General features: G+C 37.3%; 11 protein-coding genes. 9 read left to right on the plus strand and 2 right to left on the minus strand.

The features are described from left to right. Window positions 1–961, minus strand: a 961-nt coding sequence (locus ACTF48_RS10205) for a hypothetical protein (RefSeq protein ID WP_438963057.1), incomplete at its 3' end; no start/stop codon positions are given. A gap of 190 nt (window positions 962–1,151) precedes the next feature. Here ACTF48_RS10205 and ACTF48_RS10210 point away from each other — a divergent pair. Together ACTF48_RS10210 and ACTF48_RS10215 are read left to right on the plus strand one after the other, a co-directional pair. Further along, window positions 1,152–1,934 carry an enoyl-CoA hydratase-related protein gene (locus ACTF48_RS10210; RefSeq protein WP_438963058.1) on the plus strand — a complete coding sequence of 261 codons (783 nt, stop codon included), beginning with the start codon at window positions 1,152–1,154 and terminating at the stop codon, window positions 1,932–1,934. Between the two features lie 3 nt (window positions 1,935–1,937). Then, on the plus strand, window positions 1,938–2,945 hold the full coding sequence (locus ACTF48_RS10215; protein WP_438963059.1) for a metal-dependent hydrolase: 1,008 nt from the start codon (window positions 1,938–1,940) through the stop codon (window positions 2,943–2,945). Window positions 2,946–2,948: 3 nt separating this feature from the next. Here ACTF48_RS10215 and nhaA read toward each other — a convergent pair whose 3' ends face one another. Continuing rightward, window positions 2,949–4,271, minus strand: coding sequence for a Na+/H+ antiporter NhaA (gene nhaA, locus ACTF48_RS10220; RefSeq protein ID WP_438963060.1), 1,323 nt, complete (start codon window positions 4,269–4,271; stop codon window positions 2,949–2,951). Window positions 4,272–4,415: 144 nt separating this feature from the next. On the opposite strand from nhaA, the gene ACTF48_RS10225 reads away from it, so the two are divergent. The 7 genes from ACTF48_RS10225 to ACTF48_RS10255 all read left to right on the plus strand — a co-directional run bounded on the left by ACTF48_RS10225 (window position 4,416) and on the right by ACTF48_RS10255 (window position 11,519). Next, window positions 4,416–5,609 carry a 3-hydroxyacyl-CoA dehydrogenase NAD-binding domain-containing protein gene (locus tag ACTF48_RS10225; RefSeq protein ID WP_438963061.1) on the plus strand — a complete coding sequence of 398 codons (1,194 nt, stop codon included), beginning with the start codon at window positions 4,416–4,418 and terminating at the stop codon, window positions 5,607–5,609. Continuing rightward, window positions 5,609–6,013 carry a PaaI family thioesterase gene (locus tag ACTF48_RS10230; RefSeq protein WP_438963062.1) on the plus strand — a complete coding sequence of 135 codons (405 nt, stop codon included), beginning with the start codon at window positions 5,609–5,611 and terminating at the stop codon, window positions 6,011–6,013. The genes ACTF48_RS10225 and ACTF48_RS10230 overlap by 1 nt, the downstream gene beginning before the upstream one ends. Before the next feature lie 60 nt (window positions 6,014–6,073). Beyond that, on the plus strand, window positions 6,074–6,352 hold the full coding sequence (locus tag ACTF48_RS10235) for a four helix bundle protein (protein ID WP_438963063.1): 279 nt from the start codon (window positions 6,074–6,076) through the stop codon (window positions 6,350–6,352). Window positions 6,353–6,506: 154 nt separating this feature from the next. Beyond that, entirely contained in the window at window positions 6,507–7,721 is a 1,215-nt protein-coding gene (locus tag ACTF48_RS10240) for an acetyl-CoA C-acyltransferase (RefSeq protein ID WP_438963064.1), read from the plus strand. Window positions 7,722–7,989: 268 nt separating this feature from the next. Next, on the plus strand, window positions 7,990–8,757 hold the full coding sequence (locus ACTF48_RS10245) for a THC0290_0291 family protein (RefSeq protein WP_438963067.1): 768 nt from the start codon (window positions 7,990–7,992) through the stop codon (window positions 8,755–8,757). Window positions 8,758–9,345: 588 nt separating this feature from the next. Next, window positions 9,346–9,516 (plus strand): DUF5522 domain-containing protein, encoded by a 171-nt coding sequence (locus ACTF48_RS10250; RefSeq protein WP_438963065.1) that lies wholly within the window; start codon window positions 9,346–9,348, stop codon window positions 9,514–9,516. Beyond that, entirely contained in the window at window positions 9,513–11,519 is a 2,007-nt protein-coding gene (locus ACTF48_RS10255; protein ID WP_438963066.1) for a urocanate hydratase, read from the plus strand. Before ACTF48_RS10250 ends, ACTF48_RS10255 begins: the two co-directional genes overlap by 4 nt. Window positions 11,520–11,717 lie beyond the last annotated feature (198 nt).

Raw genomic sequence — 11,717 nt, forward strand, 5'->3', positions numbered from 1 at the left:
CATTTACATCATTTAATTGAACACCAGGATTCAAATCAGATTTTATAACACTTCCTGATGTGCCTTGATAGAACGTTCTACTCGTGCTAGGATCATTATCTGCAATAAATTCAAAACTTGTGTAGGGCATGTTGATCTCGCTAGCATCTCGCTGACCATTTGCATTCACGTCTAGATATGCAGATGCTTCTAGATATCCCAAATTTCCTGGTCCATCAGAGTAACCATGGCTCATTCTAAAATTAAAAGCAAAAGTTCCATTAGGGACAAATGGTGATACTCCATCTACTAGTTGATATGAATTTGTAGGGTTAGGAAAAGAGTTAACGTCTATAATAGCCCCATAATCATAAAAGCTGCCTGTATTAGAGTTATTCATTAGAAATGAATTGTCAAAATACCACCAGCCTTTTTCATTTGTATAGATTACATCTGTATTCCCAGCATTATCATATAAATTTATAGATACATTAGGAATCGCACTATCTATTGCTGGATCATACTGTCCATTCACATCATTATCTATATAGATCACGCCGTAACTAGGAGATTCAGAGCCAAAATAAACTGAATCACCGTCATCTACACGATTACCTTGCGAGTCATTACCATCAGAAAGTTCAGTAATCATCGTTCCATTAATCATGGCGGTAAGGCTTGCTTGTGTAATAAACAGTCCTATAGCGTTATAATGATCACCAGAGATCGCGATACGACCTGTTTGTGTGACTTGTATTCCTGGACCCAATGTTGACGGACTTAAAACTATGCTAGGAATTAATGCGTCTGGATGAGTAATCGTTACATTAGTATAAGTGTCAGTAGGTGATAGGTTAGTGATGGTATAGGTTACATCAGCATAGCCACCTATAGGTCCACTAGAAACATCCATGTCAAAATCTAGTTGAGCACTCATGATACAACAGCACAATAAGGAGAATATAAAGTTTACTATTTTCATGATTTTAACCTTTTTGATGAATTTACAGCAATTTATGTAGTTTTTTTCGTAATTTCTACTTTAATTTTAAATATCATATGTGTGGTCATCTCGCTTTCGCGAAAGCGTAACAACCATTAACTTTACCACCAGCTATAAATAAAAGAATGTCAGTCTGAGCTTGTTCAAGACGGTTTTTTAAAACACTAATATGTCAGATTCTATCTTATTACAAATCGATCAAGGAGTTGCCACAATAACATTAAATAGACCTAAAGTTTTTAATTCCTTCAACAAGGAAATGGCTCATGCCATGCAGGATGCGCTAGATCAATGTGCTAGTAATAATGAGGTGCGATCCGTGCTGATTACTGGTGAAGGAAAAGCTTTTTGTGCTGGTCAGGATATTCAAGAAATTACAGATCCAGCATTAAACCCAGGATTTAAAGCCATTCTAGATGAGCACTATAATCCTATAGTTTTAAAAATAAGAAACCTTGAAAAACCTGTCGTTGCAGCAGTAAACGGCGTTGCCGCTGGTGCTGGTGCAAATATTGCTCTAGCTTGTGACGTGGTTATCGCTGCAGAAAGTGCTGCGTTCATACAAGCTTTTAGTAAAATAGGTTTGATTCCAGATAGTGCTGGAACGTTCTTTTTACCACGATTGATCGGTTTTGGGAAAGCAAGTGCCACCATGATGCTGGCCGATAAAATTACAGCTCCTGAAGCAGATCAAATGGGAATGATTTATAAAGCCGTACCAGATAATGAGTTTCACGCTGTAGCAAAAGCGACATCTCAAAAACTAGCAGCTTTACCTACAGTAGCTCTTGCAAATACTAAAAAAGCACTAAATCAATCCTATTATAACACTGTAGAAGAACAACTAGCACTAGAAAGTAAACTGCAAATAGAGAGTGCTGCCACAGAGGATTATGCTGAAGGTGTAGCCTCATTTATGGAAAAACGTAAACCTGTTTTTAAAGGTAAATAATCATTGGATAGTTTAACACAAATCGTTTTAGGCGCAGCAGTAGGAGAGGCCGTTCTAGGAAAAAAAATAGGGAATAAAGCAATTATGTATGGTGCTATTGCTGGCACTATTCCAGATCTGGACGTACTCGCAAAACTCTTTACTGACACTATTACTGCGACTGAGTTTCATAGAGGTTTCAGTCACTCTATAGTTTTTTGTGTAATGTTTGCACCAGTTTTAGGTTGGCTTGTAAATAAGACAGAAAAAAAATATGCGCTGGGCTGGCGCGCATGGTCGTGGTTGTTTTTTTTGGGCCTTTTTACACATCCTGTCCTAGATGCATTCACTACATGGGGAACACAATTATTATGGCCATTTGATACTAGAATTGCCTTAAACTCGATTTTTGTCATAGACCCATTGTATACAGTTCCATTTTTAATTTGTGTGATATGGGTTATGTTTTTGAAGAGAAATTCAGTTTTGAGATGGCGTGTAAACCAGGCTGGACTGGTGATAAGTACCAGTTACTTATTACTTACTCTAGCTTTTAAAACCATAAGTACTCAAGAGTTTACAAGGGCTTTAGATTCTGATCAAGTTGCTTATAAAAGACTATCAACCAGACCTTCGCCCATGAACACCATTTTATGGAATTGTAACGTGGAGACTGATAGTGCTTATTTAATAGGAGATTATTCTTTTTTTGACACTAAGCCTATAAAGTTTGTGTCCTATCCTAAAAATACCTTGCTTGAACAAACATTAAAACCTGCGTCGCAACAGGACTTTAAAAGGTTGAAAGAGATCTCCCAAAACTGGTATTTGTTATCTCAAGAAAATGAGAGTCTCTATTATAATGATTTACGTTTTGGGTTGATTCCTAAGAGAAAGGCTGAGCCAGAGTTTGTTTTTAAATACAAGCTCATAGAACATGAAGATGGAATGAAAGCCATAGAAACAGAAAAAACAAGCATGGATGCCATGTTTGTTTTAACTACAATATGGGAAAGAGTGAAAGGGAATTAAAACCTACTCGCCTACAATCTCTGCATCGGTTTCATTTTTAGTTCCGGCTATGTAAAGTATGGAAGCCCCAATGATACCACTTATTAAACTACCTATAAGGATACCTACCTTTGCGCTATCGACATATTGAGGTGTTTCTATAAACGCAAGTGTTGCTATGAAAATGGACATAGTAAAACCTACTCCTGCAATAAATGAGGCGCCTATAATGTGGATTCTTCTTATAGAAGCTGGAGCGGTAACCCATTTCAGTTTCATGGCAGTAAGAACAATAGTAGTTATTCCTATACTGTTTCCTAGAACTAGACAAATAGCTAGATTCATAACCAGCGTCCATTCCAGTGGAACATCACTGGATAGAGCTACTCCTGCGTTTGCAAGTGCAAAAATGGGAATTATAAAATAAGCTACCCAATCGTGCAACCTATTTTCTGTGTGCTGTAAAGGAGATTGATACTTTTCAGTGAGGTCTTCTAACTGGTCGATATTCTCAATTTGCTTAGGAGTGAGTAGCACTGCTGCTGGTTTTGCGTTAAGGCTTATTTTTTCTGATAATTCTTTTAATTGTTCTATAAAACCAGAACCTCTAATCTTGCGATGCATGGGAACGGCAAATGCCATTAATATTCCTGCTAAGGTAGGGTGAACACCGGCTTTTAAAAACAGCAGCCAAGCTATGATTCCTACAAATATGTTGATATACTTAGAATAATAAACTTTTAAGGAGAAAAAACTAATCGCACCTATTACTAACAGACCGTAAAGCAATAAGTCTACCTCTAATGAGTTAGAGTAAAATATAGCAATGACCAGCACAGCTCCTATATCATCTACAATAGCAAATGCGGTGAGAAATACTTTTAAGGCTAGTGGAACTCTTTTACCTAATGCTTTTAAAATGGCAAGAGAAAAAGCAATATCAGTAGCCATAGGGATTCCCCAGGCACGATCTGTCTCAGGATTATCATTCAGTATAAAAAAGAGTATAACAGGTACACTCATACCACCTATAGCACCAAAAAGGGGAAATAATGCTTTTTTAACAGTATTAAGCTCTCCTACCAGTAGTTCTCGCTTCACCTCTAATCCTATAAGGAAAAAGAAAATAGCCATTAAGCCATCATTAATCCATAAGATCAATGGTTTCTTGATGTTGAAAAAATCAGAGTCAAAACCAAATTCTACATTTAAGAAATATTCATAACCAGTAGCATAAGGACTATTTGCCCATATAAGAGCTACAAAGGTTGCGATGAGTAATAGAATCCCACTTAAAGATTCTAGCTGTATAAACTTTTGAAATGGAGTAAGTAACTTTTTAGTCATAGGATTTTTAAAAATGCTAAGATATTTATTACAAGATAAGTTTTTTTCATAAAAGATCTTAAAAAACACCGCTTTCAAAATCCATATCTTTGCTAGAATATAGCGTATCATTACTTTTTTTATAATTAAGAACCCTTTTTTAAAATGACAAGTCAAGAATCAAAAATCTTAAAAGTAGGAATCATAGGAGCAGGAACTATGGGCAGCGGTATCGCTCAAGTAGCTGCTACAGCAGGTTGTCAGGTAAAATTATTTGATCTAAATCAAGAGCAACTGGATAAAGCAAAAACAGCACTAGAAAAGATATTAAATAGACTCATTGAAAAAGGTAGAATAGACGCTAAAGAAAAAACACGTATTCAATCTCATATCACTTATGTAAGTTCTCTAAAAGAGCTGTCTAGTTCTGATTTAACCATTGAAGCGATCGTAGAGAATCTGGATATTAAGAAAAAGGTGTTTCAAGAACTAGAATCTTATGTTTCTGATAGCTGTATCATTGCTTCAAATACTTCTAGTTTAAGCATTGCGAGTATAGCGGCATCACTTGAAAAACCAGAACGTTGTATAGGAATTCACTTTTTTAATCCAGCGCCGTTAATGAAACTGGTTGAGGTGATTCCTGCGGTTCAAACAGCACAAGATGTTACTGATACTTGCGTTGCTACTATTGAAAACTGGAATAAAGTTGTTGCCGTAGCAAAGGATACACCAGGTTTTATTGTAAATCGTGTGGCGCGACCATTTTATAGTGAGTCGCTGCGTATTTATGAAGAAGGAATCGCCAGTTTTGCCACCATAGATTATGCCTTAAAAGTACTAGGTTTTAAAATGGGACCCTTTGAATTAATGGATTACATAGGTCACGATGTAAATTATGTGGTGACTGAGACTGTTTTCACAGCTTTCTATTTTGATCCACGATACAAACCATCACTGACTCAAAAACGACTGGTAGAGGCTGGCTGGTTAGGACGCAAGTCTGGTCGTGGTTTCTATGATTATGGAAATGTGGATAGTGAACACGCTTTCGCGAAAGCGTCTCCAGAAAAATCACCAGAACTCATAAAAGAAATTCAAGATCGAGTGCTCATCATGCTCATTAACGAAGCTGCTGACGCACTGTTTTTAAACATCGCAACCGCGCAAGGAATAGACAGCGCGATGACTAAAGGTGTAAATTATCCCAAAGGATTACTCGCTTGGGCAAATGAAAAAGGAATCAACTGGTGCGTAAATGGGCTCGATGCGATGTATGAGTTATACAGAGAAGATAGATACCGCTGCTCGCCGATATTGCGTAAGATGAAGGCGGCAGGAATTCAATTTGAACTGTAATGGACGGAAAGCAAATCCCACATAAAATGCTCTCACTCGATCCGTATTCCACTTGGTTAGGGATCGAGATAATTTCTGTAGAAATAGGTCGAGTAAAATTAGGTATGACTATAAGGCCTGAGATGCTCAATAGCATGGGGAAAGCTCATGGCGGCATTACATACTCACTGGCAGATACCGCTTTTGGATTCTCATCAAACACGCATGGTAAATTTGCTGTGTCTATAGAAACCAGTATCAATCATATAGAAGCTCTAGAAGAAGGTGATCATATCACTGCCGAATGTACTCTAGACAAAACCAAAACTACAGTAGGTTTCAACATCGTTGAGGTGAAAAAAGGAGATGAGTTGGTGGCGCTTTTTAAAGGTGTGGTTTATAGGACTGGTAAAGATTGGGAATAAGTTAGAAGATGAGTTTGTGTGAGAATGAGAATAATAGAATAGATATGTTATTTTTGAAAGATGATTAGTAGTTATCATTTTTCTTTTGAGAAGTTAGATGTTTATTCAAAATCTATTGATTTTGGAGAGCACGTTCAATCACAAATTAAACAGTTTCTAAGAGAAGAATTATATGCGTTATCAAGTCAGTTTAGGCGCGCTGCTGATTCAATTGCTCTTACTATTGCTGAAGGATATCCAGGAAGTGACGCTCAGTTTATAAAGCATATAAACATAGCTATTTACAGTGCTAATGAATGCGTAGTATGCAGTAAAAAAACACGAAACGATCCTACATAAATTTTGAGCAAAATGAACAGAAACGTAAGTTGATAACTGAATTAACAAAAATGTGATCATCCTTAAGAAAGTATGTTAGAAATAGAACACTTTAATCCACTAATCCACTAATCCACTAATCCACTAATCCACTAATCCACTAATCCACTATATAATGAACACCTACATCATCGATGGCGCAAGAACACCTATAGGAAACTACAAAGGAACACTGTCAAAAGTACGTCCAGACGATCTAGCCGCACAGGTTATAAAAACGGTTGTAGAAAGAAACCCTACTATTCCAAAAGACGCCTATGCAGATGTTATTATGGGCTGTGCTAATCAAGCAGGAGAAGATAATCGTAATGTCGCGCGCATGGCAGGATTGCTCGCTGGTTTGCCAGTAACTGTTCCCGGTGAAACGGTAAACAGATTATGTAGCTCTGGATTGAGCGCAATCGTTCATGCGCATCGAGCGATACAAACTGGTGATGGCGATGTGTTTATTTCTGGTGGGGTAGAGAACATGACTCGTGGACCACTAGTGATTGCAAAACCTAGCAGTGCTTTTGGGACAGATTCTAAGATGTATGATTCTAGTTTTGGCTGGCGATTTGTGAACCATAAAATGGCCGAAATGTATGGTGTAGATGGAATGGGAAACACGGCCGAAAATCTTGTAGAGAAATTCGGTATTTCTCGTGAAGATCAAGACGCATTTGCCGCATGGTCACAACAGAAAGCTGCAGCAGCCCAAAAATCGGGAAGACTGGCTAAAGAAATTATAGCCGTTGAAATTCCACAACGTAAAAAAGATCCTATCATTTTTAAAGATGACGAATTCATAAAACCTACGACCACAAAAGAAATCCTAGCAAAACTGCGTCCAGCTTTTAAAAAAGAAGGTGGCTCAGTAACCGCAGGAAATTCAAGTGGTTTAAATGATGGAGCTGCGGCAACTATTATTGCAAGTGAAGATGCTGTTAAAAAGTATGATTTGAAACCTATTGCGAGAGTAGTCAGTAGTGCTGTGGTAGGCGTAGAGCCTCGTATTATGGGAATAGGTCCGGTAAAGGCAAGTAATAAAGCCTTAAAAAAAGCTGGTCTTACTATGGGCGACATGGATGTAATAGAATTGAACGAAGCATTTGCATCACAAGCACTAGCTTGCACTAGATCTTGGGGACTTGCAGATGATGATCCTCGTATAAACCCTAATGGTGGTTCTATCGCTATAGGACATCCACTAGGTGTTACAGGAACACGCATTGCTTACAGTGCTGCATTAGAATTGCAAATGACTGGTAAAAAATATGCTTTAATTACCATGTGTGTAGGTGTAGGACAAGGTTATGCGATGATTATTGAGAATGCTGGGGTTAAGTAAAATAAGGGTTATGTTAACAAGATCCATAAACGTCACAAAAACAGATATTTCTTTTACAAAACCTAGTTCTCCATCAACCTCAATTAAATTTCCTGTCTAAAATAGTTTAAGGATTAGTAAAGGGTTACACCAGAAATGGGATGGGATGAGTCTGATTTATTGAAGTTTATAAGAAAAAAGTGTGTTTATGCCCTTTTTCATTCTGCGTAATATTCTGTATAGCTCAGACATTTTGTTATATTTGTCGCTTTACAAATGTTAAATCATGATGAATACCCTACGTCTTTCTGGATTTTTTATTGCTTTGTTTTGCGTTGTTTCAGTCGCTCAAGCGCAGTTAAGTTTTTCTCATGAGATAGGTGTGATCGCTGGGCCAGTTGCGTTTCAGTCAGATTATGGAGAGCGCTTAGACTGGTATACTAATAGTGGTAATGTAGGTACTGGGATAGGTATTGTTCATTATATCAACTTTGCTTACCGAGCAGATTGCTTGTGTTATACAGAGGATTCCTACTGGAACGATCATTTTAAGATTAGAAATCAGCTATCATATCACGTTACTACTCTTAATCATTTAAGTGATCTTGCAGACAAGCCAAGTCTTGCAGGTTTACAATTACGCTCTATGGAAGGTAGAGCTAAAGTGCTTGAGTTAGGAACCCACTTAGAATGGTATCCATGGAGTATCCGGGGTTTTCAAGGAGGACAATCTAAGTTTGCACCTTACCTAGGAATAGGTGCCCACTATGTAGATTATAGACCTGAGGCTACTTCTGCTCTAGGACCGTTAAATAGTCCGGTTACCACATACCCTACGTTTCTAGATCGTATAGATACTTCTCAAGGAAGTACATTTGCTTTAGTAGGAGATATAGGTTTTAGATATAAATTAAATAGTTTGAGCGATATACTTGTGTCTAGTGCTTGGCATTATTATGATAGTAATTATGTAGATGGATTAAGTCCTAATAATGTTAATAACCGCTCCTATGATTTTATATGGTGGTTCAATGTAGGCTTTATTTATTATTTATAATTCCTTTTTTAAATTGAGATCTTACCTGAAAAAAATATGTAACCACTTTTGATCCAGAGAAATAGTGTTTTTAAGTAAACACATAGTGGTGTTTTTTTTAAATGAAAGAATACTTCCACTATCTAACATACTATAAGTAATTCTTTTTTTGAAGTTGTAGCATATTTATCAAATACAGTGGATAATATGTTTTGCGAGAAATTATTTTATCAATAAAATTGAGCTCTATATCTCCTAGTGATGAAGCACCTTAATTTCACCTTCTGTTTTTAGTTACCATATATGCACAGATTCTTTGTTTAGGATTATTAGGTCGCTATTCGTTTAATGTCATTGGTGTCCTACACTAAATTGTTTTTTATATACGGTATTTAATGCCAATGTATGTTTCTAATACCGCGTATTCTTAATTTGAATCATAGGCGAAAAAGAAACGAATTATATGCGACATTAGGAATGTAAATTGGTATAAATAATCAATTGGTATAATACCGTAGTCAGACAGGACAGATGTAATATATTAACTCTATTTATGTTTTTAAATTTATTGGGTTGATAGACTGTAAACAGTGTCGTATTTTTATGCCAATGAAAAAAATCATTCCTGTAGAAGAAGGTGATTATTACCTCACTGAGCAAGGCTACCGTTGCTTTACAGAACAATATCATTTAAAACGTGGCTATTGTTGTAAAAGCGGTTGTCGCCATTGCCCTTACGGTTATGATAAGTCCTCAGACACTATTAAAAAAAAAGTATGATCGATACAGCCGTAGACTCTTCTTTAGCACGCTTTCGCGAAAGCATAAGACAAGGAATACCAGATTCATTACCAGCTCCGCATGTTTATAATTCAAATGTAAATCACGCACCTAAGCGTAAAAAGATTTTAACTAAAGAGGAAGAAAATCTAGCATTGCGTAATGCATTGAGATACTTCGACCCTAAACATCACGAAGTGCTCTTACCAGAATTTAAAGAAGAACTTGAGCAATATGGGCGCATTTACATGTACCGTTTCATGCCTGATTATGAAATTAAAGCACGTGATATTGAAGATTATCCACATCGATCTAAACAGGCTGCAGCGATCATGTTAATGATTCAGAATAACCTGGATCATGCTGTTGCACAGCATCCACATGAATTAATTACTTACGGTGGTAATGGTGGTGTGTTCTCTAATTGGGCACAATATTTACTAACCATGAAGTATTTAAGTGAGATGACTGATGAGCAAACCCTTGCTATGTATAGTGGTCACCCTATGGGACTATTTCCCTCACATAAAGGTGCACCACGATGTGTAGTTACTAATGGTATGATGATTCCTAATTATTCTCAACCTGACGACTGGGAAAAATTTAATGCCCTAGGCGTTACGCAATATGGTCAAATGACGGCAGGTTCTTACATGTACATAGGTCCGCAAGGAATTGTTCATGGAACTACTATTACAGTACTGAATGCTTTTAGAAAAATTAAAAAAGACCCTACAGGAAATATATTTGTGACCTCAGGTTTAGGAGGAATGAGCGGCGCACAGCCTAAAGCCGGTAACATTGCTGGTTGTATTACCATTTGTGCAGAGATGAATCCTAAAGCGGTTCACACGCGCCACTCACAAGGTTGGGTAGATGTAGTTATTAAAAATACCAAAGATCTTGTTGAAAGAGTTCAGCAAGCACAATCAAATAAAGAAACGATCTCCATTGCCTATGAAGGCAACATAGTTCATGTATGGGAAGCCCTTTATGACGCACAAATTGAAGTTTCTATAGGTAGCGATCAAACAAGTTTGCATAATCCATGGGCCGGTGGCTATTACCCAGTAGATTTATCTTTTGAAGAATCTAATGAGATGATGAGTAATCATCCTGAAGAGTTTAAAAAAGAAGTACAACGTTCTTTACGTAGACACGTCGCTGCTATAAATAAACATACTGAAAAAGGAACTTATTTCTTTGACTATGGTAATGCTTTCCTACTAGAATCTAGCAGAGCCGCTGCTGATATTGCTGGGACGGATCGAGAATTCCGTTATCCTTCTTATGTGCAAGATATTATGGGACCTATGTGTTTTGATTATGGTTTTGGTCCATTTAGATGGGTTTGCGCTTCAAACGATCCAGCAGATTTACAAAAAACAGATGATATTGCTACTGCTGCTCTAGAAAGATTATCTCAAGATGCTCCAGATCGCATACAACAACAAATGCAGGATAATATAAAATGGATTAAAGGAGCTCAAGAAAACAAACTGGTAGTAGGTTCACAAGCCCGCATTCTCTATGCCGATGCTCAAGGACGTATAGAAATAGCAAGAGCATTTAATAAAGCTATCGCTGCTGGAACTATAGGGCCAGTAATCCTAGGGCGTGATCACCACGACGTCTCTGGGACAGATTCTCCTTACCGAGAAACTTCAAACATTTATGATGGCTCACGCTTTACAGCAGACATGGCTATACAAAACGTAATAGGAGATAGTTTTAGAGGAGCTACTTGGGTTTCCATTCACAATGGTGGTGGTGTAGGCTGGGGCGAGGTTATTAATGGTGGTTTCGGCATGCTTATTGATGGTAGTATAGAAGCAGAACAGCGACTGGAATCCATGTTGTTTTGGGATGTAAATAACGGTATTGCTCGACGCAACTGGGCGAGAAATGAAAATGCTGTTTTTGCCATCCAAAGAGCCATGGAATTAAATCCGCAACTGCAAGTCACGATTCCTAATGAGGTAAGTGACGATTTAATAAAATAATATTCATCACTTTTTTGTGAAGGTGTAGTTGTTACGCTTTCGCAGAAGCGTACTAAAAATCAAAAGCCATGATTAAAAAAGCTACCTTATTAATTGCAGCGGTCATACTTTTCGTAGGATGTAACACCATAAGAGTTTCACAAGACTATGCCGTAGGAACAGATTTTAGTACTTATAAAACTTATGGTTATTTCAAGC

This window comes from Nonlabens sp. (assembly GCF_965660805.1).
Lineage (GTDB): Bacteria > Bacteroidota > Bacteroidia > Flavobacteriales > Flavobacteriaceae > Nonlabens.

Coding starts and splice junctions, on each gene's coding strand:
- ACTF48_RS10225 (WP_438963061.1), top strand. CDS start 4,416: ATGACAAGTCAAGAATCAAAAATCTTAAAAGTAGGAATCATAGGAGCA.
- ACTF48_RS10255 (WP_438963066.1), top strand. CDS start 9,513: ATGATCGATACAGCCGTAGACTCTTCTTTAGCACGCTTTCGCGAAAGC.
- nhaA (WP_438963060.1), bottom strand. CDS start 4,271: ATGACTAAAAAGTTACTTACTCCATTTCAAAAGTTTATACAGCTAGAA.
- ACTF48_RS10245 (WP_438963067.1), top strand. CDS start 7,990: ATGAATACCCTACGTCTTTCTGGATTTTTTATTGCTTTGTTTTGCGTT.
- ACTF48_RS10210 (WP_438963058.1), top strand. CDS start 1,152: ATGTCAGATTCTATCTTATTACAAATCGATCAAGGAGTTGCCACAATA.
- ACTF48_RS10230 (WP_438963062.1), top strand. CDS start 5,609: ATGGACGGAAAGCAAATCCCACATAAAATGCTCTCACTCGATCCGTAT.
- ACTF48_RS10240 (WP_438963064.1), top strand. CDS start 6,507: ATGAACACCTACATCATCGATGGCGCAAGAACACCTATAGGAAACTAC.
- ACTF48_RS10235 (WP_438963063.1), top strand. CDS start 6,074: ATGATTAGTAGTTATCATTTTTCTTTTGAGAAGTTAGATGTTTATTCA.
- ACTF48_RS10250 (WP_438963065.1), top strand. CDS start 9,346: ATGAAAAAAATCATTCCTGTAGAAGAAGGTGATTATTACCTCACTGAG.